Here is a 26,452-nt window from a genome sequence, read left to right as displayed (position 1 = left end):
TTTTTATTGCCCTCGGGAAATTATGTAGGAGCGGCTTTAGCCGCGATGGGACATTACGAAAGCATCGCGGCTAAAGCCGCTCCCACGGATCAGTGCCTGGACTCAGCTGTTGGGTAGCAGGCGCACGGTCAGGCTCTTGATGTAGCGGGTCTCGTTGATCGCCGGGTGTACCGGGTGGTCCGGACCCTGGGCGCCGCGCTCGAGCAGCTGGATGTTGCGATCCAGGTGGCGGGCGCTGGTCAGCAGGATGTTCTGCAGGTGATCTTCTTCCAGGTGCATGGAGCAGCTGGCACTGACCAGGATGCCGTCCTTATTGAGCATGCGCATGGCGGTTTCGTTGAGGCGGCGGTAGGCGGCCTCGCCGTTCTTGATGTCCTTCTTGCGTTTGATGAAGGCGGGCGGGTCGGCCACGATCACGTCGAAGCGCTCTTCGGCGGACTTCAGTTCCTTGAGGGCGGCGAATACGTCGCCTTCGACGCAGGTGATCTTCTCGGCCACGCCGTTGAGTGCGGCATTGCGCTCGACGCCATCGAGGGCAAAGCCCGAGGCGTCCACGCAGAACACTTCACTGGCGCCGAACGCGGCGGCCTGCACGCCCCAGCCGCCGATGTAGCTGAACAGGTCGAGTACGCGCTTGCCCTGTACATAGGGCGCCAGGCGCGCGCGGTTCATGCGGTGGTCGTAGAACCAGCCGGTCTTCTGCCCTTCCAGTACCGGGGCCTGGAACTTCACGCCGTTTTCTTCCAGATCGACCCACTCCGGGACCACGCCGAAGGCGGTGTCGACGTAGCGCTCCAGGCCTTCGGCATCACGCGCGGCGGAGTCATTCTTGAACAGGATGCCGCGCGGCTTGAGCACCTGCACCAGGGCTTCGATCACCGCGTCCTTGGCGCGCTCCATGGCGGCGGAGGCCAGTTGCACCACCAGGTGATCGCCGAAGCGGTCGACCACCAGGCCGGGAAGCAGGTCGGAATCGCCGTACACCAGGCGGTAGTGCGGGGTGTCGAACAGGCGCTCGCGCAGGCTCAGGGCGACGTTGATGCGGTGCACCAGCAGCGATTTGTCCAGCACGTGCTTGGTGTCGCGCGACAGCAGGCGGGCGCAGATCAGGTTGTTCGGGCTCATGGCGACTATGCCAAGGGCCTTGCCGCCGGCGGCTTCGAGCACGGCCTGGTCGCCCGGCTGGAACAGGTTCAGCGGAGTAGCCGCCACATCGATTTCGTTGCTGTAGACCCACAGATGGCCCGCGCGCAGGCGGCGGTCGGCATTGGCTTTGAGGCGCAGGCTGGGCAGGGACATGGGGCTACTCCGGAAAAAAGAGCGGAATTATAGCCGCTTCGTACCGCGCGCGGCGGTTACAAAAGTTGGCTGCAGAGTCGAGAACGCTTTGGCTAAACTGTGGCGAATCTCTCATTCCAGTTGCCGTCGCCATGGTCCACGAACTCTCCTCCGAACAGATCCAGCAGGCCCTGCAGGGCATCAGCGTACCGCCGCAGCCGCAGATCATGGTCGACCTGCAGATGGAACAGGTCATGCCCAGCCCGGATCTCAGGACCATCGCCAAGCTGATCAGCCAGGACCCCGGCCTGTCCGGCGCGCTGCTGAAGATCGTCAACTCGCCGCACTTCGGCCTGACCAACCGCATCGCCTCGATCCAGCAGGCGGTCAACCTGCTGGGCTGCAACACGGTGATCAACCTGATCAACGCCCAGTCGATCAAGGGCGAGCTGACCGACGAGGCCATCGTCACCCTCAACCGTTTCTGGGACACCGCCCAGGATGTGGCCAACACCTGCCTGACCCTGGCCAAGCGCATCGGCTACCAGTCACCGGACGAGGCCTACACCCTGGGCCTGTTCCACAATTGCGGCATCCCGCTGATGCTCAAGCGCTTCCCCAACTACATGACGGTGCTCGAGGAGGCCTACTACAACGCCGGCAGCGAGCGCCGCGTGGTGGATACCGAAAACCGCCTGCTCAACACCAACCACGCGGTGGTCGGCTACTTCACCGCCAAGTCGTGGAACCTGCCGCTGCACCTGTGCGAGGCCATCGCCAACCACCACAATGCGCTGTCGTTCTTCGAGGAAGAGGGCGGCCGCGACGCCCAGCTGAAGACGCTGATGGCCATCCTCAAGATGGCCGAGCACATCTGTGCCAGCCACAAGGTGTTGGGCAACCAGGAGGACGACCACGAGTGGGCCAGCATCCAGCAACTGGTGCTGGAGTACGTGGGGCTGTCCGAGTACGACTTCGAGAACCTGCGCGAAAGCATCCGCGAGCTGGGCGTGGCCTGATTTCCCGCTCGCCAGCTTCCTGCTAGGGTGGCGACTGCTCCGTAGTACCCCGAGTTTTTCATGCCCGAACTACCCGAAGTCGAAACCACCCGCCGCGGCATCGCCCCCTATCTCGAAGGCCAGCGCGTCAGCCGCGTGCTGGTGCGCGAACGCCGCCTGCGCTGGCCGATCCCCGAAGACCTCGATGTGCGCCTGTCCGGGCAGCGCATCGAGTGTGTCGAGCGGCGCGCCAAGTACCTGTTGATCAAGGCCGAGAGCGGCACTCTGATCAGCCACCTGGGCATGTCCGGCAACCTGCGCCTGGTGGCGGTGGGCACGCCGGCGGCCAAGCACGAGCATGTGGATATCGAACTGGAGTCGGGCATGGCGCTGCGCTACACCGACCCGCGACGCTTCGGCGCCCTGCTGTGGAGCAGCGACCCGCTGAACCACGAGCTGCTGCTCCGCCTGGGGCCGGAGCCGCTCACCGATCTGTTCGACGGCGAACGCCTGTACCAGCTGTCGCGCGGTCGCTCGATGGCGGTCAAGCCCTTCATCATGGACAACGCCGTGGTGGTGGGGGTGGGCAACATCTACGCCACCGAGGCGCTGTTCGCCGCCGGCATCGACCCGCGGCGCGCGGCCGGCACCATCTCCCGTGCCCGCTACGTGGCGCTGGCGGTGGAGATCAAGCGCATCCTCGCCCATGCCATCGAGCGCGGCGGCACCACCTTGCGTGATTTCGTCGGCGGCGATGGCCAGCCCGGCTACTTCCAGCAGGAGCTGTTCGCCTACGGGCGCGGTGGCGAGTTCTGCAAGGTCTGCGGCAGCACGCTGCGTGAGGTGAAACTGGGCCAGCGCGCCAGCGTTTACTGCCCCAAGTGCCAGCGCTGAAACGAACGACCAAACGCAACACTGCCGAGAATAAGAACAAGAGGTGAATGATGTCCGGCAACTACCTGCCGCCCAACCCGCTGGCCGAGTGGGTCGGGCGTACCGCGCTACGGCTGATGGGCTGGCGTATCGAGGGCGAGCTGCCGAAGCTCGACAAGTTCGTGGTGATTGGCGCCCATCACACGTCCAACTGGGACTTCGTGATCTTCATCGCGCTGAAGTTCGTACTGCGCCTGAATGCCCGCTGGTTCGGCAAGCACAGCATCTTCCGCTGGCCGTTCGCCGGCATCATGCGCAGCTGGGGCGGCATCCCGATCCAGCGCCACCTGCGCCTGAACATGGTGGAGCAGGCGATCCAGGCGTTCGCCGACAACCGCGAGTTCATTCTGGTGCTGTCGCCGGAGGGCACACGCAAGAAGGTCGAGCGCTGGAAGATGGGCTTCTACCATATCGCCCTGGGGGCCGGCGTGCCGATAGTGCCGGGCGCCCTGGACTTCGCCAATCGGCGCGTGGTGATCGGTGCGCCATTCCAGCCCAGCGGTGATGCCGATGCCGACCTCAAGGTTTTGCTGGGTTTTTTTCGCCCTTATGTGCCGAAAAAGCCGCACTACGCATTCCACGGCGATTGACGGCGTTCACGCTGACAATTGCGCGAGCGCTGTTATAGTTACCTGCACCGTTCTGCCATAACGACACTAATGAAGGATCGCGCCATGAACCTGTTTCGCACCACCGCCGCTGTCTTGGCTCTGACCACTGGCCTGCTGGCAATGCCGGCGCAGGCGGACGTGGTTCAGCAGAACACCAGTGGTGACCCCGTCTACACCGTCGAAGCACCACCCGCCTACGCCATGGTGGGTGACCTGATCGTGGCGCGCCCACTGCTGATCGCCGGCACCATCATCGGTGCGGGTGTATTCCTGGTCAGCCTGCCGTTCACCGCCCTGGGCGGTAACGTCAAGGAAGCCGGCGAAGCGCTGGTGGTAGAGCCTGGCATGGCGGCTTTCGTCCGTTGCCTGGGCTGCACCGAGAGCGGCTACAAGAAGGACTGATCCTTCTCTTTCCCGCAGGTTTCACGAAAGCCGGTCTACTGACCGGCTTTCGCGTTTTCAGTCGGCCAGAAATCGGCGCGGCCGATTCCGCGCGGATCGCTGGCTGCTTCGACCTTGCCGTCCTGCTTGTGCCATAGCAGCACCTGCTGGTTGCCGTAGCGCCGGTTCACCTGGGTGAGACGGTGGCCGCGCAACTCCAGGCTGGCGCGCTGGCCGGCACTGAAGGCATCGGGTTCGTACTCGATGACGTCGGGCAGGTACTGGTGGTGGTAGCGCGGCGTGGCCGGCCACTGCGCCACCGGCTTGCCGTCCAGATAATCGAGAACCGCCAGCAGCACCATGCTGGGAATGCGGCTGCCACCCGGCGTGCCGAAGGAGGCCAGCTCCGTCTCGCTCTCGATAAAGGTCGGGCTCATGCTCGACAGCGGTCGTTTGCCCGCGGCGACGGCATTGGCCTGGCTGCCGGCCAGTCCGTAGACATTGCTGCCCTTGGGGTCGGCGGCGAAGTCGTCCATCTCGTTGTTGAGCAGCACGCCGGTGCCCGGCACGGTGAAGGCGGCGCCGAACGGCAGGTTGATCGACAAGGTGGCGGCCACTGCATTGCCCTCGGTGTCGAGCACGGTGAAGTGAGTAGTGTGGTCGCCTTCGCGCCAGGCCGGCGCCGCTGGCAGGCTGCTGCTGGGGGTGGCGTGCTGCAGTTGGATGCCTTTGGCCAGGCCCTGCAGGTAGTTGGCGTCTAGCAATTGCTCGAGTGGGTTGCGCACCTGGTCGGGGTCGCCCAGCAGGCCGCGATCACGGTAGGCGCGGCGCAGCACCTCGGTCACGTAATGGCTGCGCTGCACGTCGCCGGACTTCTGCCAGGGCAGTTGCTGCAGCATCGCCAGGCTCTGGGCGATGGCTACGCCGCCGGCCGAGGGTGGTGGGGCACTGATCAGCTCGCGCTTGCCCTGCAGGGGAAAGCGCAGGGGCTGGCGCTCGACCACCCGGTATTCGCGCAGATCGCGCTCGCTCCAGATACCACCGGCAGCGCGTACGCCCTCCACCAGCCGGCGCGCCGTTTCGCCGCCATAGAAGCCGGCATGGCCGCCGTCGGCCAGGCGTTGCAGGGTGCGCGCCAGCTCGGGCTGGCGCAAAAGGCCATGGAGGGCGGGCAGCTGGCCCTGGTCGAGGAAGATGCGTGCGGTCTCGGCATCGTTCTGCATGGCCGCCAGGCGCCATTCGACTCGTTCGCGGTAGACCCGGTCGATGCCGACGCCGTCGCGGGCCAGGCGCATCGCCGGGGTCAGCGAGTGGCTCAGCGGCAGCTTGCCATAGCGCTCGGCGAGCAATGCCAGAGCCGCCGGCAGACCAGGTATGGCCGCCGCCAATGGGCCGTTCAGCGAGAGTTCGCGCTGCACCTGGCCGTTACGTCGATACAGGTCGGGGCCGGCGCTCAGCGGCGCACGCTCGCGGGCGTCGAGGAAACGATAGATCGGCTTCTCGCCGGCCTGGCGCAGGAGGAAGAAACCACCGCCGCCGAGACCGGAGCCATAGGGTTCGGCGACTGCCAGGGCTGCCGCGACGGCAATCGCCGCGTCGAAGGCATTGCCGCCCTGGGTCAGGGTTTCCAGGCCGGCGACTGTGGCGGCCGGATGGGCGCTGGCGACGACGGCCTGTTGCGGTTTGACCGGCGCGGCCTGAGTGGCCAGCGTGCAGGTCAGCAGCAGGCAGGTGAGAAGAAGCTTGGCGGGCATGGGCGGCGATCCGTGCAATACAGGCCTGACAGCCTAGCGAAGATCGCCCGGGTGTGGGGAGTGAATCAGGCCTTGCCGGTGATGATCAGGTACTTCTGCATCAGCTCGTCCTTGCTCTCGACATTCGCTTCGTCGAGGGGGATGCAGTCCACCGGGCAGACCTGCTGGCACTGCGGCTCGTCATAGTGGCCGACGCATTCGGTGCACAGGTTGGGGTCGATCACGTAGATCTCTTCCCCCTGGGAGATAGCGCCGTTGGGGCACTCGGGCTCGCAGACGTCGCAGTTGATGCAGTCGTCGGTGATCTTCAGGGACATCGGGCAACTCCTGCCACGCCCGATGGGCGCGGCACTTTCAGGCATTCAATGGGGCGAATTGTGCCGGATCGGCGCGACCGGCGCCATGCGCGAGGCATGGGCGGTCGCTTCGGTTCAGCGCTGGAAACGCTCGGACAGCGCCTGGGCCACGGCCGGGTGGACGAACTTGGTGATGTCGCCACCGAGGGCGGCGATCTCGCGCACCAGGGTCGAGGAAATGAAGGAGTACTTCTCCGACGGGGTGAGGAACATGCTCTCCACGTCCGGCGCCAGCTGGCGGTTCATGTTGGCCAGCTGGAATTCGTATTCGAAGTCCGACACTGCACGCAGGCCGCGCAGGAGGATGTTGGCGTTCTGCTCCTTGACGAAGTGGGCGAGCAGGGTGGAGAAACCCACCACCTCGACGTTCGGCAGGTGCTTGGTGACCTCCTGAGCCAGCGCCACCCGTTGTTCCAGGGGGAACAGGGGGTTCTTCTTCGGGCTGGCGGCGACGGCGATGACCACGGTGTCGAACAGGCGCGAGGCACGTTCGATCAGATCGCCATGACCTTTGGTGATGGGGTCGAAGGTACCCGGGTACAACACTCGATTCATCGCATCGTCCTGCTCGGAGCGGTAAGAGTCGCGGATGGTAGCGCAGTGCTTCCCCGGGGGAAAAGGCTCAGGGCGCGCGCAGGTGCAGCGCCAGTGCCGGCAGCAGGCAGGCCAGGGCTACCCAGTCGGCTACCACCACACGGCGCAGGGCCTCGTTGTAGAGCGGTGCGCTCCAGGCCAGCAGGAGGAAGCTGATGACGCTGATCAGCCCGCCGAGCAGGGCCAGGCTGCGCAGCCCCGGTACGAAGGCCGCGGCCGCCAGCAGGGCGCCGAGCAGGCCGAACAGCACGGCGCGGTGGCGCATCAGGATCTGCAGGTTGGGCTCGTCCAGCGTCAGGCCGTAGAGGGCGTTGAGCCGTTCGCCGCCGAGCACGCCGGCCAGCGGCAGCAGGTGGATGACACCGGCGACCAGCAGCAGAACGGCGATCAGCTTGCTCATGCCTTGAGGCGTTCGGCCAGCAGACTGGCGAGCTTGGCGGTGAGCCCGTAGATCGACAGCTGCGGGTTGGCGCCGATGCTGGTGGGGAACAGCGAGCCGTCGTGGATCGACAGGTTTTCCAGCTGATGGTGCCTGCCCAGGCTGTCGGTGACCGCCATTTTCGCGTCTTCGCCCATGGCGCAGCCGCCCATCACATGGGCGCTGCCCAGGCGGGTCTGGTACAGCACCAGGTCGAGGCGATCGATCAGGCTCTTGGCCTCGGCCAGGGTCTTCACGTAGTCGGCCGCGGCATGCTGTGGCAAAACGGCCTTGGCGCCGGCGGCGAACTGGATCTCGGCCATGCTGTGGAAGGCCCGACGGATGCCGTCCCAGGTGTAGTCGGTCATGCGGTAGTCGAGCACTGGCGTGCCGTCGCCGCGCAGTTCCACCGTGCCCTCGGCACTGTCCGGGTGGAAGCCGTCGCGCAGCAGCGCCAGCATCACGTTGGTGTGTGGCAGCTGCTCCATGCGCAGGGCATTGTCGACGCCGAAGCGGCCGAGCAGGGTGGCGGTCAGCGCCGGCTGCAGCGGCGGGACTTCCAGCTTGTAGGACATCTGCCCGGCGGCGCCGTCGGTCCATTGGAAATGGTCGGAGTAGATCGACTGCGGCGCGCCATAGAAGGGGTTGATGACCTTCTCGAACTGCGCGGCGGAGAAGTTGACCACGTGCAGGAAGGTGCGCTTGCCAGCCCGCTCATGCGGGTCGGGCGCCTTGGAGCGCATGAGCAACGCCGGGCTGTTGATGCCACCGCCGGCCAGCACGTAGTGGCGGGCCTTGACCATGATGCGGCGACCATTGGGCGCCACGCAGCGCGCGTCCATGCCCAGGCATTCCAGGCCGCTGACCCGCTCGCCGTCGTGGATCAGGCGTTCGGCGCGGGCGAGATAGAGCAGGCTGCCGCCCTTGTCCAGGGTCGCGGGAATGGTGGTGACCAGCATCGACTGCTTGGCATTGGTCGGGCAGCCCATGCCGCAGTAGCCGAGGTTCCAGCAGCCGCGCACGTTGCGCGGGATGACGTGCCAGCTGTAGCCGAGCTTCTCACAGCCGTCCTTGATCACCTGGTTGTTGGGGTTCGGCGGGATGGCCCAGGGCGCGACACCCAGGCGCTGCTCCATCTTCTCGAACCAGGGCGCCATCTCGGCCGGGCTGTGGCCCTTGACGTCGTGGACATCGGCCCAGTGCTGCAGGGTCGGCTCCGGGGTGCGGAAACTGGAGGTCCAGTTGACCAGGGTGGTGCCACCCACGGCGCGGCCCTGCATGATGGTGATGGCGCCGTCCTTGCTCATGCGCCCGATGCCTTCCTGGTACAGCTGCGGGTAGGCGTCGGCCTCCTGCATCTTGAAGTCGCTGCTGGTCTTCAGCGGGCCTTCCTCGATCAGCAGCACCTTGAAGCCGGCGGCGCTGAGGATCTCCGCGGTGGTGCCGCCGCCGGCGCCGCTGCCGATGATGGCGACGTCGGCTTCCAGCAGCAGATCCTGCTCCAGGCGCGAGCCGTCGTAGGTGGTCCAGCCGCGGGCCAGGCCTTCGCGGAAACTATCGGGTACAGGCATGTTCAGGCTCTCATTCTTGTCATTGTGCGCAGGGCGTGGCCGGGTGCGTGTGCAGCCGGCGGCTAGACCGTGGGCGGCCCGGGGTAGCCACAGTGGGCCCAGGATTGCGGCCGGGCGTACCAGGACATCAGCACCATCTGCAGCAGTGCGGCATGGCCCATGCGCAGCAGGTCCAGCGAACTGTGCTCCCAGCGGGCGAGGAACTGGCGGACATCTTCGGCGCTGGCGCTGTCCCAGTCGCCCCAGACGCCGGTCAGCGGGCCGCGGGTGATGTCCATGGCCAGCACGTCGAGCAGTTGCTGGGTGAGCTTGAGCAGCTCCGGCGAGACATGGTTGAGGTTGTGGTCGATGCCTTGCAGGGTGGCGTCCACTGCCGCCGGCATGGCGCCGTCGGCGACCGCACCTTGCAGAATCACCGGGATCAGCGCACGCAGGCTGGGCAGATCGCTCTCGCGCAGCACGGCGAAACCCGTGGCCGTGCCCGGCGCCGAGCAGCCACTGAGGCTGGCGGCCAGGCCGGCGGTGGCCAGGAAGGCACCGCCGAACAGGCCGACTTTGAGCAGGCCGCGTCGCGAGAGCGACACGGCGTTGGCGGGGGTATCGATCATTGTTGTTATGGCCCCGTATGGCGTATCAGCGAAGGAAGAGTTTCTGGACCAGCTTCTGCAGCGGCTTGCCGTATGGAGGGTAGATCAGCCTGGCGCCATTGAAGCGCTGCTTGATCAGCACCGCCTTGGCCTTGCTGAAGGTCAGGAAGCCCTCGTGGCCGTGGTAATGGCCCATGCCGGAGGGGCCGATACCGCCGAACGGCATGTCGTCCTGGGCCACGTGCAGCATGGTGTCGTTGATGCACACGCCGCCGGAGTGGGTCTCGCTCAGCACGCGCTCTTGCTCGGCCTTGTCGTAGCCGAAGTAGTACAGCGCCAGCGGCCGCGGCCGGTCGTTGACGTAGTTGAAGGCCTGCTCGATGCCGCGATACGGCACGACCGGCAGCAGCGGGCCGAAGATCTCGTCCTGCATCAGCTTCATGTCGTCATTGGTGTTCAGCACCAGGCACTGGGCCATGCGGCGGTCCTGGTCCTTGTCGAACAGGCGGATGACCTGCGCGCCCTTGCTCTCCGCGTCGCTGATATAGCCCTTGAGGCGGCTGAGCTGGCGCTCGTTGATGATGGCGGTGTAGTCCGGGTTGTTTTCCAGCTTGGGATAGAAGCGCTGCACCACCTGCCGGTAGGTGTCGATGAACTCCTCCACGCGGCCTTCCGGCACCAGCACATAGTCAGGCGCCACGCAGGTCTGGCCGGCGTTCATGGTCTTGCCGAAGGCGATGCGCTCTGCGGCGTCGGCCATGGGCACGTCGGCGGCAATGATGGCTGGCGACTTGCCGCCCAGCTCCAGGGTGACCGGCACCAGATTCTCGGCGGCGGCGCGCATCACATGCTTGCCGATGCTGGTGGCGCCGGTGAACAGCAGATGATCGAAGGGCAGGCGGGAGAAGGCCTGGCCGACTTCGGCCTCGCCCAGCACCACGGCGACCAGGTCCTCGGGGAAGACCTTGGCCAGAATGTCCTTGACCAGTTGCGAGGTGACCGGGGTGGCCTCGCTCATCTTGATCATCACCCGGTTACCGGCGGACAGCGCACCGATCAGCGGGCCGAAGGCCAGGAACAGCGGGTAGTTCCACGGCGAGATCACGCCGATCACGCCCAGCGGCTGGTAGATCACCTTGGCCTTGGCCGGCTGGAAGGACATATCCACCGAGCGCTTCGACGGCTTCATCCACTTCTTCAGGTTCTTGCTGGCGTAGTGGATGCCGTTCAGGCTGGCCATGATCTCGGCCAGCATGGTCTCGCTCTCGGCGCGGTTGCTGAAGTCGGCGTGTAACGCGGCGATCAGCGCGTCTTTCTCCTGATGGATCAGCTCGCGCAGGGTCTTGAGCCAGGCCAGGCGCTGCTCGGCAGACGGCATCGGATTGGCGCGGAACGCGGCGCGCTGCGCAGCCAGTAGGGGCTCCAGGGCATCGATCTGCTGTTGGTTTTGTTGTAGGTAGGCGACATCGGCAACCATGGCGGGCATCCTCTCGGGAGTGCAGCGGCGGATAAGTAGAATGATTTTTAGAGTAATTGCTCTAAACTGTCAATCGAGCCCCGTGCCGGTCGTCAGAACCCGCGCATCCCTGTACTTTTGCCGAAACGCTTAACCGAGCCGAACCATGGCCCCGAAGAACAAGACCCGCGACCGCATCGTCGACGCCAGCCTGGAGCTGTTCAATGCCCAGGGCGAGCGCAACGTCACCACCAACCACATCGCCGCGCACCTGGGCATGTCGCCGGGCAACCTGTACTACCACTTCCGCAACAAGCAGGCGATCATCGCCGAGCTCTTCGCCCAGTACGAAAGTCGCGTCGATACCTTCCTGCGCCGCCCCGAAGGACGCGCGCTGACGGTGGAGGACAAGACCTTCTACCTGCAGGCCCTACTGGCCGCCATGTGGCATTACCGCTTCCTGCACCGCGACCTGGAACACCTGCTGGAAAGCGATGCCGAACTGGCCGAGCGCTACCGCGCCTTCGCCCGCCGCTGCCTGCTGGGCGCCACGGACATCTATCGGGGCTTTGCCGAGGCCGGCATCCTGGCCATGGACGCCCAGCAGATCGAGGCGCTGACCCTCAACAGCTGGATCATCCTCACCTCCTGGGTGCGCTTCCTGTGCACCATGCGCAGTGATTCCGGTGACCTCAACGAAGAGATGATGCGCCGCGGCATCTACCAGGTGCTGGCGCTGGAGGGCGGCTATACCACTGCCGAGGCGCGGGAAGGGGTGCAGGCGGTGTACCAGAGCCTGCATGTGCCGCTGGACCGAATTTTCTAAGCAGGCCCTGGCAGGCTACTGGAAAACACTGCGCTGCCTGGCCGCTGTTAAAAACAGTCTTCCAAGAAGACTCAGAAGTGCCGTCATTCCCGCGCAGGCGGGACTCCAGATGGCGGTGGCACCTGGGCTCCTGCCTTCGCGGGAGCGACAGTAAGGGCTTTTCAGAGCGTCCCTAACAGGCCAGCCAACTGGGAATTCGCCGCTCCAGGTAATACTCCGGCAGGCGTGGCGAACCGCCGATAAAGCCGACGTGGCCGCCGCGGGTGTGCAGCTCCAGGCGGGTGCTGGCCGAGAGTTCGTGGGCCTGGGGCACGCTGTAGGGGAAGACGAAGGGATCGTCGCTGGACTGGATGATCAGTGTGCGGGTGCGGATCTGCTCCAGGTAGTAACGGCTGGAGGCGCGGCGGTAGTAATCGTCGGCGTCGGCGTAGCCGTGCAGCGGGGCGGTGAAACGACCGTCGAAGTCCCAGAAGGTGCGCATGCCTTCCAGCGGGCCGAGCGCCTGCAGCGCGGCCAGGCGTTCGTGATGGCCTTCGTCGGTGAAGCGCTGTTGCTTGTCGCGCACGTAGGCGACCAGCTCACGCATGAAGTGCGCCTGGTAGACCTTGGAGAAGCCGCGGTCGATGCGCTCGGCGCAGTGGTCCAGGCGAAACGGCACCGACACTGCGACTGCGCCCTGCAGGCCGGAAGCCGCGCCGCTTTCGCCCAGGTACTTGAGCAGCACGTTGCCGCCCAGCGAATAACCCACCGCATACAGCGGCGCCAGCGGCCGCTGGGCCTGCAGGTGCTGAACCACGCTGACCACGTCCTCGCTGACCCCGGAGTGGTAGCCGCGCGGCAGCAGGTTCGGCTCGCCCGAGCAGCCGCGCCAGTTTAGCGCGACGCTGGCCCACCCCTGGGCGGCCAGCTGCTGCTGCAGGCCGAGCACATAGTGCGAGCTGGAGGAGCCGGTCAGTCCGTGCAGCACCAGCACCAACGGCGCGCCGGCCTCGTGCGGGCCATACCAGTCGAGGTCGAGAAAGTCGCCGTCTTCCAGCCACAGGCGCTCGCGTTGGCGCTCAAGGCTAGGCGGTGTGCGGCACAGCGAGCCCCACAGGGTCTGCAGGTGCGGGCTGGGCAGCCACCAGGCGGGTTGGAAGTCGGTCGTCATGGGCGGTTTCGGGTGTGGCTCAAGGCATCAGGCTAGAGCCTGGCGTGGCAAAGCGGAAGAACCATTGGCCGGGCGAATGAAGACTCAGCGGCGCCTGTTGAGCCACATCTTGCGCATAACCAACAGCAGGACCAGGGCGGCGACCAGCCGTTGCTCGGTCAGCCCCAGCACCGGGCCGCGTGATGGCTCCATGACGCTGCGGGAGACGCCAAAGGCGATCTCCTTCTCGGCGAACAGCAGTAGCAGGGCCAGCGGTGCGACCAGCAGGTAGGGCAGGTTGTCGTAGATGAAGTTCTTCACCGACGGCTTCTTCGCGCCAGCTCAGCCGCGTTGCCACAGCGAGTAGTACACCTGACCGGCTTTCTGCTCGCGGTGCAGGCGCCAGTTGCCGGGCAGCGTCAGGGCCGAGGGGGGCGCCTCGCTTTCGGTGTAGATCCAGGCGTCTGCGGCCAGCCAGCCTTTCTCTTCCAGCAGATTGCAGGCCGGGCCGAGCAGGTCCTGGCCGAAGGGCGGGTCGAGGAAGACCAGGTCGTAGGGCGTGGCCGCCTGGTTTTCCAGGTACTGCAGGGCGTTGGTCTGCAGCAACTGGCCGTTGTCGCACTTCAGCGTGGTCAGGGTCTGGCGCAGGCTGGCGATGGCGCTGTTGTTGCTGTCCAGGGCCAGGGCGCTGCTGGCGCCGCGCGACAGGGCTTCGAGAAACAGCGCGCCGCTGCCGGTGAAGCAGTCCAGCACATGGGCGCCCGGCACATAGGGTGCCAGCCAGTTGAACAGGGTTTCGCGCACCCGGTTCGGCGTCGGCCGCAGGCCGTGGGCCATGGGGAAGCTGAACTGACGGCTGCGCCATTCGCCGCCGATGATGCGCAACTGGCCGCTGGCGGCGGGTTCGGGTTTCTTGCTGGGCTTGCGCATCAGTGCTCCGGGACGCCGGCGGGCTGCTCGGCGGGTTTGTCGGTGGGCGGCGGCAGGGGCTTCTGCTCGACGGTGGGGCCGGCGGTGACGATCACCAGCTGGTCGGCATCCAGGTGCTTGTTCATGGCGGCCTTGACCTGCTCCACGCTGAGCTTCTGCACGGCGGCCATGAAATCGTCCAGGTAAGTCAGCGGCAGGTCGTAGAAGCCCATGCTGCCCAGCTGGCCGACGATGTCGGCGTTGCTCGCGGTGCTCAGCGGGAAGCTGCCGAGCATCTCGCGCTTGGCGTCGTCCAGCTCCTTCTCGGTCGGGCCCTCGGCCAGGTAGTCGCGCAGGATGTCCTGCACCAGCTTGAGGGTGCCTTCGCTCTGCTCGGCACGGGTCTGCAGGCTGATCATGAACGGGCCGCGCGCCTGCATGGCGCTGAAGCCGGAGTACACGCCGTAGGTAAGGCCGCGCTTCTCGCGCACTTCCTCCATCAGGCGGGTGCCGAAGCCACCGCCGCCGAGAATCTGGTTACCGATGGATAGGGCAGCGTAATCCGGCTCACGGCGGTCGACACCGAGCTGGGCCAGCAGCAGGTGGGTCTGGTTGGATGGGAACTCGATATGGCTGAGGCCGGCCTTGGGTTCCTGCGGCTGCGCGATGTGCGGCAGCGCCGGGCCCTTGGGCAGGGCTGCGGAGACCTCGGCGGCGATGCTTTCGGCCTCGGCGCGCGACAGGTCGCCGACCAGGGCGATGACCACATTGCCGCTGGCATAGGCGCGCTGGTGGAAGACACGTAGCTGTTCAATGGTGATCGGCGGGATCGATTGCTCGGTGCCTTCGCTGGGGTGGGCATAGGGGTGCGAGCCATAGAGGCGCTCGAACAGCTGCAGACCGGCCAGCTTGCCGGGGTTCTGCTTCTGGTATTCGAAGCCGGCCAGCAACTGGTTCTTGATCCGTGCCAGGGAGTCGGCGGGGAAGGTCGGTTGGCCGATCACCTGCTTGAACAGGGCCAGTGCCGGTGCGCGCTGCGCCGGTTCGCTGAGGCTGCGCAGGCTGGCGACGGCCATGTCGCGGTAGGAGCCGTTGCCGAACTCGGCGCCGAGGCCCTCGAAGCCCTCGGCGATGGCGGTGACGTCCTTGCCGGGCACGCCCTCGTTGAGCATGGCGTTGGTCAGCGCGGCGAGGCCGGGTACGCCGTCATCATGGCTACTGCCGGCGGCGAAGGTCAGGCGCAGGTCGAACATCGGCAGCTGGCGGGCCTCGACGAAAAGCACCTTGGCGCCTTCGGCCGTTTGCCACTGCTGGATATCCAGGGTGCGCTTGCTCGGTGCCTGGCCGTTGAGCTGGGCCAGGGACTCCAGTTGGGTGGTCGGCGCCGCTGCCGGCGTCGGGGCTTCGGCAGGGCGGCTGGCGATCAGGGTCAGGGTGCCGACCAGCGCGATCACGCCAAGGCCGAGCAGGCCGTAGCGCATGCCATTGCGCTCGCTCATGGCTGTTCTCCTTGTGCGGCTTTGCTCTCGGGCAGGATATGGGCGACGGCCAGGCGCGTACGGGTGAAGTAGATCTGTGCGGCCTGCTGGATGTCGGCCGGGGTGACGGCTTCGAGGGCGGCGAGGTCCTGGTCCATCAGCTTCCAGGACAGGCCGACGGTCTCCAGTTCGCCGATGGTGGTGGCCTGGCTGGTGATGGAGTCACGCTCGTAGACCAGGCCGGCGATCACCTGGGCGCGCACGCGGGCCAGTTCCTCGGCGCTGGGCGGGTTCTGCTTGAGCTCGTCGAGTTGCTGCCACAGACCAGCCTCGACCTGCTCCAGGGTCTTGCCCTTCTGCACGTTGGGGGTCGCGGAAAGCATGAACAGGCTGTCGCCGCGGGCGAAGGGGTCGTACCAGGCCGAGGCGCCGGACACCAGTTCCTCGCCGCGCTCCAGGCGTGCCGGCAGGCGTGCGCTGTAGCCGCCGTCGAGCAGCGCCGAGAGCAGGCGCAGGGCATGTACCTGGCGGGCATCGGCGGCGCTGGCCAGGCCGGGCACGTTGAAGCCCATCAACAGGCTGGGTAGCTGGGTCTTCACGTGCAGGCTGATACGCCGTTCACCGGGCTCGGCCAGTTCCAGCGGGGCCTTGGCGGGCGGTACGGCGCGGCGCGGAATGGCGCCGAAGTATTTTTCGGCCAGGCCCTGTACTTCTTCCTTGGAGACATCGCCGACCACCACCAGGGTGGCGTTGTTCGGCGCGTACCAGGCCTGGTACCAGGCGCGTAGCTCGTCGACCGTCATGCGCTTGAGGTCGGCCATCCAGCCGATGGTCGGAGTGTGGTAGCCGCTGGCCGGGTAGGCCATGGCCTTGAAGCGCTCGTAGGCCAGCGCGGTGGGCTTGTCGTCGGTGCGCAGGCGGCGTTCTTCCTTGATCACCTCGATCTCGCGGGCGAACTCGTCGGCGGGCAGCTTGAGACTGGCCAGGCGGTCGGCCTCCAGTTCCAGGGCCACGGCCAGGCGGTCGCGCGACAGCACCTGGTAATAGGCGGTGTAGTCGTCGCTGGTGAAGGCGTTTTCCTCGGCGCCGAGCTCGCGCAGGATGCGCGAAGCCTCACCTGGGCCGAGCTTGCGGCTGCCCTTGAACATCATGTGTTCGAGGGCGTGGGACAGGCCGGTCTGGCCAGGCGTCTCGTAGCTGGAGCCGACCTTGTACCAGATCTGCGAGACCACCACGGGGGCGCGGTGATCCTCGCGGACGATGACCTTGAGGCCGTTGTCCAGCTGGAATTCGTGGGTGGCTTGCGGCTCCGCGGCGAGTGCGGCCAGGGGCGCACACAGGGTAATGAGGAGCAGGCCGGCGCAGCGGCGGGCGAGTGATGGCATAGGGAGTCTTGACCTGTCAGGCGGCCCGGGCGGTCGTACCGCCGGCGGGCGAAGAGGTGCTAGGATACCGCATCCTTTTCCGGGGCGGCGCGGCTCGCCGTGCGGCTCCCCTGAGATGCCCAAGACCCATGTTTGGTTCCAACGACGACAAGCCCTCGCCGGATAACGCCGGCGAAAAGAAATCCCTGTTCGGCTGGCTGCGCAAGAAACCGCAGGAAGAGCCCTCCGCGCCTGTAGCCCCGGCCCCGCAAGCCGAGCAACCGGCCGTCGCGCCGGAGGTACCTGAGCCGGCAGCGCAGCCCGACACGGTTGCCAGTTCCCCGGCCACCCCCATCATCGAGCCGGCTCCGGCTCCGGCTCCGGCTCCGGCGGCCAGCACTGCGCAGCAGGCGCCGGTCGTCCCGGTCGCCGAGCCTGCGTCGGCTGCCCCCGTGGAGCCGCCTCCATCCCCGGTCGCCGAGGCAGTCGCCCCGGCCGTTGCGCCGGAGGAGGCCAAGCCGGCCTTTTCGCGCTTCCGCATCAATGCCGGCAGCGAAGTCACCCATCCGGTGCATGAGCAGCCCGTGCCGGTCGTGGTTCAGCCTGAACCGCAGCCGCCGGTCGAGGTCGCGCCGGTACAGGCCGAACAGAACAAGCCTGGCGACAATCAGGGCGGCTGGTTCGCCCGCCTCAAGCAGGGCCTGTCGAAGACCAGCGCCAGCCTGGGCGAGGGCATGGCCAGCCTGTTCCTCGGCAAGAAGGCCATCGACGACGACCTGCTCGAAGAGCTGGAAACCCGCCTGCTGATGGCTGACGTCGGTGTTGAAGCCACTACCGCCATCATCGGCAGCCTGACCAAGCGCGTGGCGCGCAAGGAACTGGCCGACAGCGGCGCGCTGTACCAGGCCCTGCAGCAGGAGCTGGCCGGCCTGCTCAAGCCGGTCGAGCAGCCGCTGCAGATTCCCGCCGAGAAACAGCCCTACGTGATCCTGGTGGTCGGCGTGAACGGCGTCGGCAAGACCACCACCATCGGCAAGCTGGCCAAGAAGCTGCAGGGCGAGGGCAAGAAGGTCATGCTCGCGGCTGGCGACACCTTCCGCGCCGCTGCTGTCGAGCAGCTGCAGGTGTGGGGCGAACGCAACAACATCGCGGTGATCGCCCAGCACACTGGCGCCGACTCCGCTTCGGTGATCTTCGACGCCGTCCAGGCCGCCAAGGCCCGTGGCGTCGATGTGCTGATCGCCGATACGGCCGGACGCCTGCACACCAAGGACAACCTGATGGAGGAGCTGAAGAAGGTCCGTCGGGTGATTGGCAAGCTGGACGACACGGCGCCGCACGAAGTGCTGCTGGTGCTGGATGCCGGCACCGGGCAGAACGCCATCAACCAGACCAAGCAGTTCAACCAGGCCGTGACCCTTACTGGCCTGGCCCTGACCAAGCTGGATGGCACCGCCAAGGGTGGGGTGATCTTCGCCCTGGCCAAGCAGTTCGGCCTGCCGATCCGCTATATCGGCGTCGGCGAGGGCATCGACGACCTGCGCAGTTTCGTCGCCGAGGATTTCGTTCAGGCTCTGTTTGCGGAAAGGGAGCGCGCATGATTCGTTTCGAGCAAGTCGGCAAGCGGTATTCCAACGGCCATGTCGGCCTGCACGAACTGAGTTTCCGCGTGCGTCGCGGCGAGTTCCTCTTCGTTACCGGCCATTCCGGTGCGGGCAAATCCACCCTGCTGCGCCTGCTGCTGGCCATGGAACGTCCGACCAGCGGCAAGCTGCTGCTGGCCGGTCAGGACCTGTCGCAGATCACCAATGCGCAGATCCCCTTCCTGCGCCGGCAGATCGGCGTGGTGTTCCAGAATCACCAGTTGCTGTTCGACCGCTCGGTGTTCGACAACGTCGCCCTGCCGCTGCAGATCCTCGGACTGTCCAAGCCGGACATCGCCAAGCGGGTCAGCTCGGCGCTGGAGCGCGTCAGCCTGAGCGACAAGGCCGAACAGTTCCCGGCCGACCTATCCACCGGTCAGCAGCAGCGCGTCGGTATCGCCCGTGCCGTGGTGCATCGCCCGGCCCTGCTGCTGGCGGACGAGCCCACCGGCAACCTCGACCCGCGCCTGGCCGCCGAGATCATGGGTGTCTTCGAGGACATCAACCGCCTCGGTACCACGGTGTTGATCGCCAGCCACGACCTGGCGCTGATCGCGCGTATGCGTCACCGCATGCTGACCCTGCAGCGCGGTCGCCTGATCGGCGACGGGGAGGCCGCATGAGCGAGCCGCAGCGCAATATCAAGGCCGCCGAGCGGGTTGGCGCGGTCCAGGCCAAGGCCGACAAGCCGATCAAGGAAGGCCCGGAGTTCTCCGCCCTGTTCGCCGCCTGGGTGGAAAGCCACCGCGCCAGCCTGATCGATAGCCTCAGTCGCCTGGTGCGTCAGCCCATCGGCAGTTTCTTCACCTGCCTGGTCATGGCCGTTGCCTTGTCCCTGCCCATGGGCCTGGCGCTGCTGCTGGACAATGTCGAGCGTCTGGGTGGCTCCTGGCAGAAGGCGGCGCAGATTTCCCTGTACCTGAAAGTGCAGGCTGGTGACGACGCCGGTCTGCAGTTGCGCGACGAAATCGCCGACCTGGAGGATGTCGCCCAGGCCGAGTTCATCGGCAGCGAGGCCGGCCTGGCCGCTTTCGAGGAACAGTCCGGGCTGGGCCAGGCGCTGCGCGAGCTACCGGAGAATCCGTTGCCGGCCGTGGTGGTCGTGACCCCCAAGGAGATCGACAAGGCGCGTCTGGAGGCTTTGCGCGAGCGGCTCAGCGAGATGCCCGGCGTCGACCAGGCGCAGCTCGACCTGCAGTGGGTGGAGCGCCTGAGCGCCATTCTCGGCCTTGGGGACCGCTTCGTCTTCGGCCTGACCCTGCTGCTGGTCATGGCCCTGTTGCTGGTGATCGGCAATACCATTCGCCTGCACATCGAGAACCGTCGCAGCGAGATCGAGGTGATCAAGCTGGTCGGCGGCACCGATGGCTATGTACGCCGGCCCTTCCTTTATATGGGCGCGCTGTACGGCATCGGTGCCGGGCTTCTCGCCTGGGCGCTGCTGGCCTTCGGGCTGGACTGGCTGAATGGTGCCGTGGTGCGCCTGGCTGGGCTCTACGGCAGCGATTTCGCTCTGGGCGGCGTACCGGCTGCCGATGGTCTGTCGCTACTGTTGGGGGCGTTGTTCCTCGGCTATATTGGCGCCTGGCTGGCCGTGGCACGGCACCTGAGTGAGCTGGCGCCACGGTAACAGTTGATAATTTTTGTCGTAATCAGAGCATCTGTAACGGAACTTTTGCACGGGTTCCCTGCTCTGAAAGTGCAGTGCTAGACTGCGCGAGCCCTGTAATACCGGAGGTTTTTGATGACCACTTCTCTGCAACCTGTACATGCCCTAGTCCCAGGCGCCAACCTGGAGGCCTATGTGCATGCGGTGAACAGCATCCCGCTGCTCTCCGTCGAGCAGGAGCGCGAGCTGGCCGAGAGTCTCTACTACGAGCAGGATCTGGAGGCCGCGCGCCAGCTGGTGCTGGCCCACCTGCGTTTCGTCGTGCATATCGCCCGTAGCTATGCCGGTTATGGCCTGGCCCAGGCTGACCTGATCCAGGAAGGCAACGTCGGCCTGATGAAGGCTGTCAAGCGCTTCAACCCGGAAATGGGTGTGCGCCTGGTGTCCTTCGCCGTGCACTGGGTCAAGGCCGAGATTCACGAGTTCATCCTGCGCAACTGGCGCATCGTCAAGGTCGCCACCACCAAGGCGCAGCGCAAGCTGTTCTTCAACCTGCGCAGCCAGAAGAAGCGTCTGGCCTGGCTGAACAACGATGAAGTGCATGCCGTGGCCGAGAGCCTGGGCGTGGAGCCGCGCGAAGTGCGTGAGATGGAGAGCCGCCTGTCGGGCCATGACATGGCCTTCGACCCGGCGGCGGAAGACGACGATGAAAGTGCCTTCAAGTCGCCGGCCAACTACCTCGAAGACCATCGCTACGACCCGGCCATGCAGCTCGAGGCGGCCGACTGGAGTGATAGCTCCAGCGCCAGCCTGCACGAGGCGCTGGAAAGCCTGGACGAGCGTAGTCGCGATATCCTCCAGCAGCGCTGGCTGGCCGAGGAGAAGGCGACCCTGCACGACCTGGCCGCCAAGTACAACGTCTCCGCCGAGCGCATTCGCCAGTTGGAGAAGAACGCCATGAACAAGCTGAAAGGCTCGATCCAGGCGTAAGTTGCATCACCTGAAAAGCCGCACCCTGGTGCGGCTTTTTTCTGCCCGGAGTTTGCTCGTGAAGCGTCGTCCACCTGCTCTGCTGTTCACTTGCGTGGCTGTGGCCAGTTGTCTGCTCGGCTATTGGCTGCTGCTGCCGCGCGAGCAGGCCGAGCCATTGCCGCAGATGCAGCAGTGGGATGCCGAGCTCTTTCGTCCGCAGTTCGATGAGCGCCTGACGGTTGCCCAGCTGAGCCAGTTCCTACCCAATGCCGAACTGTGGCTGCAGCCACGCATGGATGGTCCGCACCTGCTGCTGCGAGGCGAGCGGGATCGCTGGCAAGTGGAGGGCGAGCTGGACCTGAGCGATAACCAGCGCGCCAGCCTGACCGAGGTCAGTGGTGCGCGGCCAAATGATCCGGAACAGCCGCTCTCGGCGGGAATGCTGGAGCAGCTGTCCGGGCAGCATATCGAAGGGCTCAACCTGCTGCCGCAGCACAGGGTAATGGCAACGGCACTGAGCGCCAGCCTGGGGGAGCCGCGTCTGCGTCTGCAATTGCCCAAGGGCGAGGCCTGGGTCTACCCGCAGCAGGGGCTGACCGCGCATATCGAGGGCGATCGTTTGCGCCTGCTACGCGTCGTGCCCAAGCGTTTGCTGCAGCACTGACGGCTGCGCTCGCTCGGGCGCTGCTCAGAGCTTCGGTAACCAGTCAGGCCACCACTGCGGCAGGGATGGCGACGCAGACAGCTGGTTGAGGTAATGGCTGCCGCCCAGCTGGTAGCTCTGCTGGCGAATCCAGGCGGCGCGGCGCTGCACGTAGGCGTTTGGCCGGCTGGCGCTCCAGGCGCGCGGGTTGGGCAGCACGGCAGCGAGCAGGCTGGCCTGCTGGCGCGACAGGTAGGGCGCGCCGACCTTGAAGTGGTGACGTGCGGCCGCTTCGGCGCCGAATACGCCGTCGCCCCATTCCACACTGTTGAGATACACCTCGAGGATGCGCTGCTTCGGCCAGAGCAGCTCGATCAGCCCGGTGAACCAGGCTTCCAGGCCCTTGCGTGGCCAGCTGCGGCCGGACCAGAGGAACAGGTTCTTGGCCACCTGCTGGCTGATGGTGCTGGCTCCGCGCAGGTTGCCGCCTTCGGCGTTATGGGCCAGGGCCTGGCGAATGGCTGCGACATCGAAGCCCCAGTGCTCGGCGAACTTCTGGTCCTCGCCGGCGATGACCGCGATCTTCAGGTCGTCCGGCAGTTCGCTCCAGGGCCGCCAGCTGCGCTGCAGGTCGATGGGCTGGTCGTCGGTCCAGGACTGCACCTTGCGCTCGATCATCAGGGCCGTGCCCGGCGGGTCGATCCAGCGCAGGGCAAGTACTATCAGGGCGCTGCCTGCGGCTAGCCACAGCAGCAGTTTGGTCAGTCGGCGAAACAGATTGCGCAACATGGCTTGGCCCGGTCCTGGGGAGCGGGCCATTATAGCGGCCGCGTCGCCGTCGTCCGGGAGTGAATCATGTTGCGCGTTTTTCTGTTGTTGGCCGCCCTGGCTGGTTTCACCGGTGTGGCTCTGGGCGCCTTTGCTGCGCATGGCTTGAAAGGCCAGCTCGGTGCGCAGTACCTGGCGGTGTTCCAGACCGGCGTGCACTACCAGTTGATTCATGCCCTGGCCTTGTTTGGCGTGGCACTGCTGGCCGAACGCCTGCCGGGGCGCTTGCTCAAGGTGGCCGGCAACCTGTTCGCGGTCGGTATCCTGCTGTTTTCCGGCAGTCTCTACCTGCTGGCTCTGAGCGGTATCGGCAAGCTCGGCATGATCACGCCATTGGGCGGGCTGTGCTTCCTCGCCGGCTGGCTATGCCTGGGGCTGGCGGCCTGGCGCGCACGCTGAGCCGGGGTAGCGGACAAATGGTGTGTCGGCGCCTTGGTCGCTGCCCGCTATCGGGCTAGAATGCCGACCCCTTCATGTTCTGACTGCCTAACCATGCACATCCAGTTGAATGGTCAATCCTTCGAGCTGCCCGATGGCGCCACCGTCGCCGACCTGCTCGTGCGCCTGGATGCTGCCGGCAAGCGCGTGGCGGTCGAGCTCAACCTGGACATAGTGCCGCGCAGCCAGCACGGCGCCACCGTCCTGCACGACGGCGACCAGCTGGAAGTCGTCCACGCCATCGGCGGCGGCTAGTCGCCCGAGGAACTGCCATGAGTGCCATCATCGACAAGCCTTTCACCCTGGCCGGGCGTACCTATGAGTCGCGCCTGCTGGTGGGTACCGGCAAGTACAAGGACCTCGAGGAAACCCGCCTGGCCATCGAGGCTTCGGGTGCCGAGATCGTCACCGTGGCCGTGCGCCGGACCAATATCGGGCAGAACCCGGGCGAGCCGAACCTGCTGGATGTGATCTCGCCGGACAAGTACACCATCCTGCCCAACACCGCTGGCTGCTATGACGCCGCCGAGGCGGTGCGTACCTGCCGCCTGGCCCGCGAGCTGCTCGATGGCCACAAACTGGTCAAGCTGGAAGTGTTGGCCGACCAGAAAACCCTGTTCCCCAACGTGATCGAAACCCTCAAGGCTGCCGAAGTGCTGGTCAAGGAAGGTTTCGACGTGATGGTGTACACCAGCGACGACCCGATCATCGCCCGCCAGCTGGCCGAGATGGGCTGCATCGCGGTGATGCCGTTGGCCGGCCTGATCGGCACGGGTCTGGGTATCTGCAACCCCTACAACCTGTGCATCATCCTCGAAGAGGCGACCGTTCCTGTGCTGGTCGATGCCGGCGTGGGCACCGCGTCGGATGCCACCATCGCCATGGAGCTGGGCTGCGAAGCGGTGCTGATGAACAGCGCCATCGCCCATGCCCAGGACCCGATCCTGATGGGTGCGGCAATGAAGCACGCAATCATCGCCGGGCGCATGGCCTACCTAGCCGGACGCATGCCGAAGAAGTTGTACGCCAGCGCATCCTCGCCGCTGGACGGCTTGATCAAGTAAGAGCCCTTGATTCGCTGCGAGTCGGCCCTGCGTTGTTGAGCGCGGGCTCCGGCTCGCGAACCCTAAACAGGCTCCAAGAGAATCCGATGAGCGAAGTAATAGAACCCGCAGACGAAGGCGCTGCCGAGCGGCCGCTGCGCGGCATCAAGAGTTTCGTCATGCGCTCCGGGCGCATGACCGAGGGCCAGCAGCGCGGCCTTGACCAAGGCTGGCCGAAGTACGGCCTTGAGCTGGCCGACGGCCTGCGCGACTTCGACCAGGTGTTCGGCCGTAGCGCGCCGCGCACCTTCGAAATCGGTTTCGGCATGGGCCACGCCACCCTGGAGATGGCCGCCGCCGCGCCGGAGCAGGACTTCATCGGCGTGGAAGTGCACAAGCCGGGCGTCGGCGCCCTGCTCAACGGCATGCTCACGCAGAATCTGAGCAATATCCGCGTCTACAGCTGCGATGCCCTGGAAGTGCTGCGCGACTGCGTGGCCGATGCCAGCCTCGACCGCGTGCTGCTGTTCTTCCCCGATCCCTGGCACAAGGCGCGTCACCACAAGCGCCGCATCGTCCAGCCGGCCTTCGCCGAGCTGGTGCGCAGCAAGCTCAAGGTCGGCGGTGTGCTGCACATGGCCACCGATTGGCAGCCATACGCAGAACATATGTTGGAAGTCATGTCGCTGGCGCCGGGCTACCATAACCTTGCCGGCGCGGCCGGTTACGTCGAGCGCCCCGGCGAGCGCCCGGTCACCAAGTTCGAGAAGCGCGGTGAGCGCCTCGGTCACGGGGTCTGGGACCTCAAGTTCCAACGTAGCGAATGATCATGCAAGGCCGCGCAGGACGCGTGGCCAACTTGACCGGGACCACCCGGCGCCAGGATGGCTTCTGCCTCACCCACCAACGGCAATCTGCATGCGCGACCTACACTGGTCGTACGAATAAGAGCAGCGGCGCCTCAGAGTGCCGCGAGGAGAACGTTGTGCTGAGAACTATTGCAGTCCTGTCGCTGACAGCCGCTGTGTCCCTGCCCGCGCACGCCCGTGTCGATGCGACCCAGGCCGCGCGCCTGGGCCAGGATCTGATGCCACTGGGCGGCGAGCGTGCCGGTAATGCCGCCGGTACCATTCCGCCGTGGGAAGGTGGCGTGGCCACGCCGCCGGCCAACTATCAGCCTGGGATGCACCATCCGGACCCCTTTGCTGCCGATACCGAACTGTACCGGGTCGACAGGAACAACATTGCCCAGTACAAGGCCCAGCTGACGCCGGCCTACCAGAAGCTGCTGGAGCGCAATCCGGACTACTTCCTGCGCGTGTTCCCCACCCGTCGCAGCGCGGCCTCGCCCCAGCGCATCTACGACGCCACTCGCTTCAATGCCACCAATGCCTCGCTGATTTCCGGCGGTAACGGCATCGAGGGCGCCGCGGCAGGGGTTCCCTTCCCGATTCCGCAGAATGGCCAGGAAGCCATCTGGAACCACATCACCCGTTATCGCGGCGAGCAGCTGCGCATGGAAACCAACCAGGCGGTGGTGTTGACCGGCGGTAGCTACGTGCTGCTCAAGCGCGACCGCGACATCATGTTCGTCTACGGCCGCGAAGGCATGACCCCCGGCGACCTGGACAACACCCTGTTCTACTACAAGTACGTGATCACCGCGCCGAGCAAGCTGGCCGGTTCCGCCCTGGTGGTGCAGGAGACCCTCGACCAGGTGCTGGCGATCCGCAAGGCCTGGCGCTTCAGCCGTGGCGAGCGTCGCGTGCGTCGCCTGCCGATGCTCGCCTATGACGCCATGCAGCCGGACACCAGTGGCATGGCCACCGCCGACGTGGTGGATACCTACAACGGCGCGCCGGACCGCTACGAGTGGACCCTGCAGGGCAAGCAGGAAATGCTCATGCCCTACAACAGCTATGCCGTGCACCAGAAGGGCATTCCCTACGACAAGATCCTGCAGAAGTCGCACATCAACCCCGAGTTGCTGCGCCATGAACTGCACCGTGTCTGGGTCGTCGAGGCCGACCTGCGCAAGGGCTTCAGCCACCCCTACGCCAAGCGCCGCTTCTATCTCGACGAGGACAGCTGGCAGATCCTCGCTGTCGACCTGTACGACAAGAATGGCGACCTGATCGGCCTGCAGGAAGCCCATCCGATCAGCTACTACGATGTGCCGGTGTTCGCCAGCACCCTGGAGACCATCTACGACTTCAAGGGTGACCGTTACTTCGTCGACGGCCTGGACAACAACGAGCCGATGTACGACTACAACGTGCAGCTGAAGAAGAGCGACTTCACCGCTGCCGCGCTGCGTAGCGGTGGCATCTGAGTCCGACTGGTCGGCAAGAAAAAGCCCGCGTTCAGCGGGCTTTTTCGTTTCAGTCGTGGTCGTGATGACCCTTGTGTTTCTTGTGGTGCTTCTTGTGCTTCTTGTAGTGACGATTGTCATCGTCATGATCGTCGCCGTAGTAGTTGCCCAGCGCACCGCCGGCACCGCCACCCACCGCCGCGCCGACCACGCCACCGGTGCTGCCGCCGACCTTGCTGCCGATCACCTGGCCGCCGGCCGCGCCGATGCCGCCACCTATCGCCGCCTCGGTCCGGTTGCGCTTGTCCGCGCCGACCGCACT

At 65.9% G+C, this 26,452-nt stretch carries 30 protein-coding genes; 15 read left to right on the top strand and 15 right to left on the bottom strand.

Annotated elements, in window-relative coordinates:
- Positions 1 to 102: 102 nt before the first annotated feature.
- Complete coding sequence (locus AYB31_RS08165; RefSeq protein ID WP_068827557.1) at positions 103 to 1,299, bottom strand: class I SAM-dependent rRNA methyltransferase; 1,197 nt, start codon at positions 1,297 to 1,299, stop codon at positions 103 to 105.
- Positions 1,300 to 1,430: 131 nt separating this feature from the next.
- Here AYB31_RS08165 and AYB31_RS08160 point away from each other — a divergent pair, with 131 nt between their 5' ends.
- The 4 genes from AYB31_RS08160 to AYB31_RS08145 all read left to right on the top strand — a co-directional run bounded on the left by AYB31_RS08160 (position 1,431) and on the right by AYB31_RS08145 (position 4,222).
- A complete protein-coding gene (locus tag AYB31_RS08160; protein ID WP_068827555.1) occupies positions 1,431 to 2,297 on the top strand; it encodes an HDOD domain-containing protein in 867 nt (288 codons plus the stop codon).
- Positions 2,298 to 2,357: 60 nt separating this feature from the next.
- Positions 2,358 to 3,170: a bifunctional DNA-formamidopyrimidine glycosylase/DNA-(apurinic or apyrimidinic site) lyase gene (mutM, locus tag AYB31_RS08155; RefSeq protein ID WP_068827553.1), complete on the top strand. Its 813-nt coding sequence runs from the start codon at positions 2,358 to 2,360 to the stop codon at positions 3,168 to 3,170.
- A 50-nt stretch (positions 3,171 to 3,220) separates the two neighbouring features.
- Positions 3,221 to 3,799: a lysophospholipid acyltransferase family protein gene (locus AYB31_RS08150; protein ID WP_068827551.1), complete on the top strand. Its 579-nt coding sequence runs from the start codon at positions 3,221 to 3,223 to the stop codon at positions 3,797 to 3,799.
- A gap of 84 nt (positions 3,800 to 3,883) precedes the next feature.
- Positions 3,884 to 4,222: a multidrug transporter gene (locus AYB31_RS08145; protein ID WP_068827549.1), complete on the top strand. Its 339-nt coding sequence runs from the start codon at positions 3,884 to 3,886 to the stop codon at positions 4,220 to 4,222.
- Between the two features lie 35 nt (positions 4,223 to 4,257).
- Here the strand turns inward: AYB31_RS08145 and ggt are convergent, their stop codons facing one another.
- From ggt to AYB31_RS08110, 7 genes are all read right to left on the bottom strand, one after another.
- The gene (gene ggt, locus AYB31_RS08140) at positions 4,258 to 5,955 is read right to left on the bottom strand and encodes a gamma-glutamyltransferase (protein ID WP_068827547.1); all 1,698 of its coding nucleotides are present in this window, start codon (positions 5,953 to 5,955) and stop codon (positions 4,258 to 4,260) included.
- A 65-nt stretch (positions 5,956 to 6,020) separates the two neighbouring features.
- The gene (locus AYB31_RS08135; RefSeq protein ID WP_068827545.1) at positions 6,021 to 6,272 is read right to left on the bottom strand and encodes a YfhL family 4Fe-4S dicluster ferredoxin; all 252 of its coding nucleotides are present in this window, start codon (positions 6,270 to 6,272) and stop codon (positions 6,021 to 6,023) included.
- A gap of 114 nt (positions 6,273 to 6,386) precedes the next feature.
- Entirely contained in the window at positions 6,387 to 6,866 is a 480-nt protein-coding gene (gene coaD, locus AYB31_RS08130) for a pantetheine-phosphate adenylyltransferase (RefSeq protein ID WP_068827543.1), read from the bottom strand.
- A 67-nt stretch (positions 6,867 to 6,933) separates the two neighbouring features.
- The gene (locus tag AYB31_RS08125; RefSeq protein ID WP_068827541.1) at positions 6,934 to 7,305 is read right to left on the bottom strand and encodes a phosphopantetheine adenylyltransferase; all 372 of its coding nucleotides are present in this window, start codon (positions 7,303 to 7,305) and stop codon (positions 6,934 to 6,936) included.
- The gene (locus AYB31_RS08120) at positions 7,302 to 8,894 is read right to left on the bottom strand and encodes a GMC family oxidoreductase (RefSeq protein WP_068827539.1); all 1,593 of its coding nucleotides are present in this window, start codon (positions 8,892 to 8,894) and stop codon (positions 7,302 to 7,304) included. Before AYB31_RS08120 ends, AYB31_RS08125 begins: the two co-directional genes overlap by 4 nt.
- A 62-nt stretch (positions 8,895 to 8,956) precedes the next feature.
- Positions 8,957 to 9,502: a twin-arginine translocation pathway signal protein gene (locus tag AYB31_RS08115; RefSeq protein ID WP_068827537.1), complete on the bottom strand. Its 546-nt coding sequence runs from the start codon at positions 9,500 to 9,502 to the stop codon at positions 8,957 to 8,959.
- A 25-nt stretch (positions 9,503 to 9,527) separates the two neighbouring features.
- Positions 9,528 to 10,958 carry a coniferyl aldehyde dehydrogenase gene (locus AYB31_RS08110; protein ID WP_068827534.1) on the bottom strand — a complete coding sequence of 477 codons (1,431 nt, stop codon included), beginning with the start codon at positions 10,956 to 10,958 and terminating at the stop codon, positions 9,528 to 9,530.
- A gap of 145 nt (positions 10,959 to 11,103) precedes the next feature.
- Here AYB31_RS08110 and AYB31_RS08105 point away from each other — a divergent pair, with 145 nt between their 5' ends.
- Positions 11,104 to 11,763 carry a TetR/AcrR family transcriptional regulator gene (locus AYB31_RS08105; RefSeq protein WP_068827532.1) on the top strand — a complete coding sequence of 220 codons (660 nt, stop codon included), beginning with the start codon at positions 11,104 to 11,106 and terminating at the stop codon, positions 11,761 to 11,763.
- 172 nt (positions 11,764 to 11,935) lie between these two features.
- On the opposite strand, the gene AYB31_RS08100 is transcribed toward AYB31_RS08105, so the two are convergent.
- From AYB31_RS08100 to AYB31_RS08080, 5 genes are all read right to left on the bottom strand, one after another.
- Positions 11,936 to 12,913 (bottom strand): hydrolase, encoded by a 978-nt coding sequence (locus AYB31_RS08100; protein WP_068827529.1) that lies wholly within the window; start codon positions 12,911 to 12,913, stop codon positions 11,936 to 11,938.
- Positions 12,914 to 12,997: 84 nt separating this feature from the next.
- The gene (locus AYB31_RS08095) at positions 12,998 to 13,213 is read right to left on the bottom strand and encodes a hypothetical protein (protein ID WP_068827527.1); all 216 of its coding nucleotides are present in this window, start codon (positions 13,211 to 13,213) and stop codon (positions 12,998 to 13,000) included.
- A gap of 21 nt (positions 13,214 to 13,234) precedes the next feature.
- Positions 13,235 to 13,822 carry a 16S rRNA (guanine(966)-N(2))-methyltransferase RsmD gene (gene rsmD / locus AYB31_RS08090; protein WP_068827524.1) on the bottom strand — a complete coding sequence of 196 codons (588 nt, stop codon included), beginning with the start codon at positions 13,820 to 13,822 and terminating at the stop codon, positions 13,235 to 13,237.
- Positions 13,822 to 15,300 carry a M16 family metallopeptidase gene (locus AYB31_RS08085; protein WP_068827522.1) on the bottom strand — a complete coding sequence of 493 codons (1,479 nt, stop codon included), beginning with the start codon at positions 15,298 to 15,300 and terminating at the stop codon, positions 13,822 to 13,824. Before AYB31_RS08085 ends, rsmD begins: the two co-directional genes overlap by 1 nt.
- On the bottom strand, positions 15,297 to 16,664 hold the full coding sequence (locus tag AYB31_RS08080) for a M16 family metallopeptidase (RefSeq protein ID WP_068827520.1): 1,368 nt from the start codon (positions 16,662 to 16,664) through the stop codon (positions 15,297 to 15,299). The genes AYB31_RS08085 and AYB31_RS08080 overlap by 4 nt, the downstream gene beginning before the upstream one ends.
- 128 nt (positions 16,665 to 16,792) lie before the next feature.
- Here AYB31_RS08080 and ftsY point away from each other — a divergent pair, with 128 nt between their 5' ends.
- From ftsY to AYB31_RS08055, 5 genes are all read left to right on the top strand, one after another.
- Positions 16,793 to 18,244, top strand: coding sequence for a signal recognition particle-docking protein FtsY (gene ftsY / locus AYB31_RS08075; RefSeq protein WP_068827518.1), 1,452 nt, complete (start codon positions 16,793 to 16,795; stop codon positions 18,242 to 18,244).
- Positions 18,241 to 18,909: a cell division ATP-binding protein FtsE gene (gene ftsE / locus AYB31_RS08070; RefSeq protein WP_068827516.1), complete on the top strand. Its 669-nt coding sequence runs from the start codon at positions 18,241 to 18,243 to the stop codon at positions 18,907 to 18,909. The genes ftsY and ftsE overlap by 4 nt, the downstream gene beginning before the upstream one ends.
- Positions 18,906 to 19,916: a permease-like cell division protein FtsX gene (ftsX, locus tag AYB31_RS08065; protein ID WP_068827514.1), complete on the top strand. Its 1,011-nt coding sequence runs from the start codon at positions 18,906 to 18,908 to the stop codon at positions 19,914 to 19,916. Before ftsE ends, ftsX begins: the two co-directional genes overlap by 4 nt.
- 114 nt (positions 19,917 to 20,030) lie before the next feature.
- Positions 20,031 to 20,885: an RNA polymerase sigma factor RpoH gene (rpoH, locus tag AYB31_RS08060; protein WP_068827512.1), complete on the top strand. Its 855-nt coding sequence runs from the start codon at positions 20,031 to 20,033 to the stop codon at positions 20,883 to 20,885.
- Positions 20,886 to 20,943: 58 nt separating this feature from the next.
- Positions 20,944 to 21,531: a hypothetical protein gene (locus AYB31_RS08055; RefSeq protein WP_068827510.1), complete on the top strand. Its 588-nt coding sequence runs from the start codon at positions 20,944 to 20,946 to the stop codon at positions 21,529 to 21,531.
- Between the two features lie 24 nt (positions 21,532 to 21,555).
- On the opposite strand, the gene mtgA is transcribed toward AYB31_RS08055, so the two are convergent.
- Entirely contained in the window at positions 21,556 to 22,299 is a 744-nt protein-coding gene (gene mtgA, locus AYB31_RS08050; RefSeq protein ID WP_068827507.1) for a monofunctional biosynthetic peptidoglycan transglycosylase, read from the bottom strand.
- A gap of 66 nt (positions 22,300 to 22,365) precedes the next feature.
- On the opposite strand from mtgA, the gene AYB31_RS08045 reads away from it, so the two are divergent.
- The 5 genes from AYB31_RS08045 to AYB31_RS08025 all read left to right on the top strand — a co-directional run bounded on the left by AYB31_RS08045 (position 22,366) and on the right by AYB31_RS08025 (position 26,151).
- Positions 22,366 to 22,737, top strand: coding sequence for a DUF423 domain-containing protein (locus AYB31_RS08045; protein WP_068827504.1), 372 nt, complete (start codon positions 22,366 to 22,368; stop codon positions 22,735 to 22,737).
- 93 nt (positions 22,738 to 22,830) lie between these two features.
- The gene (gene thiS / locus AYB31_RS08040; protein WP_068827502.1) at positions 22,831 to 23,031 is read left to right on the top strand and encodes a sulfur carrier protein ThiS; all 201 of its coding nucleotides are present in this window, start codon (positions 22,831 to 22,833) and stop codon (positions 23,029 to 23,031) included.
- A 17-nt stretch (positions 23,032 to 23,048) separates the two neighbouring features.
- The gene (locus tag AYB31_RS08035) at positions 23,049 to 23,840 is read left to right on the top strand and encodes a thiazole synthase (RefSeq protein ID WP_068827500.1); all 792 of its coding nucleotides are present in this window, start codon (positions 23,049 to 23,051) and stop codon (positions 23,838 to 23,840) included.
- 134 nt (positions 23,841 to 23,974) lie between these two features.
- On the top strand, positions 23,975 to 24,646 hold the full coding sequence (trmB, locus tag AYB31_RS08030) for a tRNA (guanosine(46)-N7)-methyltransferase TrmB (protein ID WP_236715521.1): 672 nt from the start codon (positions 23,975 to 23,977) through the stop codon (positions 24,644 to 24,646).
- A 158-nt stretch (positions 24,647 to 24,804) separates the two neighbouring features.
- The gene (locus tag AYB31_RS08025) at positions 24,805 to 26,151 is read left to right on the top strand and encodes a DUF1329 domain-containing protein (RefSeq protein WP_068827495.1); all 1,347 of its coding nucleotides are present in this window, start codon (positions 24,805 to 24,807) and stop codon (positions 26,149 to 26,151) included.
- A 49-nt stretch (positions 26,152 to 26,200) separates the two neighbouring features.
- Here the strand turns inward: AYB31_RS08025 and AYB31_RS08020 are convergent.
- Positions 26,201 to 26,452: YMGG-like glycine zipper-containing protein (locus AYB31_RS08020; protein WP_442961796.1), on the bottom strand; the 252-nt coding region annotated here is incomplete at its 5' end.

It is taken from the genome of Pseudomonas sp. BMS12 (assembly GCF_001592875.1).
In the GTDB taxonomy this organism is placed as follows: Bacteria; Pseudomonadota; Gammaproteobacteria; order Pseudomonadales; family Pseudomonadaceae; genus Aquipseudomonas.
Note: the sequence above shows the minus strand (reverse complement) of the source record. Positions and strands in the feature narration are given on the sequence as shown.

Coding starts and splice junctions, on each gene's coding strand:
- AYB31_RS08165 (WP_068827557.1), bottom strand. CDS start 1,299: ATGTCCCTGCCCAGCCTGCGCCTCAAAGCCAATGCCGACCGCCGCCTG.
- AYB31_RS08160 (WP_068827555.1), top strand. CDS start 1,431: ATGGTCCACGAACTCTCCTCCGAACAGATCCAGCAGGCCCTGCAGGGC.
- mutM (WP_068827553.1), top strand. CDS start 2,358: ATGCCCGAACTACCCGAAGTCGAAACCACCCGCCGCGGCATCGCCCCC.
- AYB31_RS08150 (WP_068827551.1), top strand. CDS start 3,221: ATGTCCGGCAACTACCTGCCGCCCAACCCGCTGGCCGAGTGGGTCGGG.
- AYB31_RS08145 (WP_068827549.1), top strand. CDS start 3,884: ATGAACCTGTTTCGCACCACCGCCGCTGTCTTGGCTCTGACCACTGGC.
- ggt (WP_068827547.1), bottom strand. CDS start 5,955: ATGCCCGCCAAGCTTCTTCTCACCTGCCTGCTGCTGACCTGCACGCTG.
- AYB31_RS08135 (WP_068827545.1), bottom strand. CDS start 6,272: ATGTCCCTGAAGATCACCGACGACTGCATCAACTGCGACGTCTGCGAG.
- coaD (WP_068827543.1), bottom strand. CDS start 6,866: ATGAATCGAGTGTTGTACCCGGGTACCTTCGACCCCATCACCAAAGGT.
- AYB31_RS08125 (WP_068827541.1), bottom strand. CDS start 7,305: ATGAGCAAGCTGATCGCCGTTCTGCTGCTGGTCGCCGGTGTCATCCAC.
- AYB31_RS08120 (WP_068827539.1), bottom strand. CDS start 8,894: ATGCCTGTACCCGATAGTTTCCGCGAAGGCCTGGCCCGCGGCTGGACC.
- AYB31_RS08115 (WP_068827537.1), bottom strand. CDS start 9,502: ATGATCGATACCCCCGCCAACGCCGTGTCGCTCTCGCGACGCGGCCTG.
- AYB31_RS08110 (WP_068827534.1), bottom strand. CDS start 10,958: ATGGTTGCCGATGTCGCCTACCTACAACAAAACCAACAGCAGATCGAT.
- AYB31_RS08105 (WP_068827532.1), top strand. CDS start 11,104: ATGGCCCCGAAGAACAAGACCCGCGACCGCATCGTCGACGCCAGCCTG.
- AYB31_RS08100 (WP_068827529.1), bottom strand. CDS start 12,913: ATGACGACCGACTTCCAACCCGCCTGGTGGCTGCCCAGCCCGCACCTG.
- rsmD (WP_068827524.1), bottom strand. CDS start 13,822: ATGCGCAAGCCCAGCAAGAAACCCGAACCCGCCGCCAGCGGCCAGTTG.
- AYB31_RS08085 (WP_068827522.1), bottom strand. CDS start 15,300: ATGAGCGAGCGCAATGGCATGCGCTACGGCCTGCTCGGCCTTGGCGTG.
- AYB31_RS08080 (WP_068827520.1), bottom strand. CDS start 16,664: ATGCCATCACTCGCCCGCCGCTGCGCCGGCCTGCTCCTCATTACCCTG.
- ftsY (WP_068827518.1), top strand. CDS start 16,793: ATGTTTGGTTCCAACGACGACAAGCCCTCGCCGGATAACGCCGGCGAA.
- ftsE (WP_068827516.1), top strand. CDS start 18,241: ATGATTCGTTTCGAGCAAGTCGGCAAGCGGTATTCCAACGGCCATGTC.
- ftsX (WP_068827514.1), top strand. CDS start 18,906: ATGAGCGAGCCGCAGCGCAATATCAAGGCCGCCGAGCGGGTTGGCGCG.
- rpoH (WP_068827512.1), top strand. CDS start 20,031: ATGACCACTTCTCTGCAACCTGTACATGCCCTAGTCCCAGGCGCCAAC.
- mtgA (WP_068827507.1), bottom strand. CDS start 22,299: ATGTTGCGCAATCTGTTTCGCCGACTGACCAAACTGCTGCTGTGGCTA.
- AYB31_RS08045 (WP_068827504.1), top strand. CDS start 22,366: ATGTTGCGCGTTTTTCTGTTGTTGGCCGCCCTGGCTGGTTTCACCGGT.
- thiS (WP_068827502.1), top strand. CDS start 22,831: ATGCACATCCAGTTGAATGGTCAATCCTTCGAGCTGCCCGATGGCGCC.
- AYB31_RS08035 (WP_068827500.1), top strand. CDS start 23,049: ATGAGTGCCATCATCGACAAGCCTTTCACCCTGGCCGGGCGTACCTAT.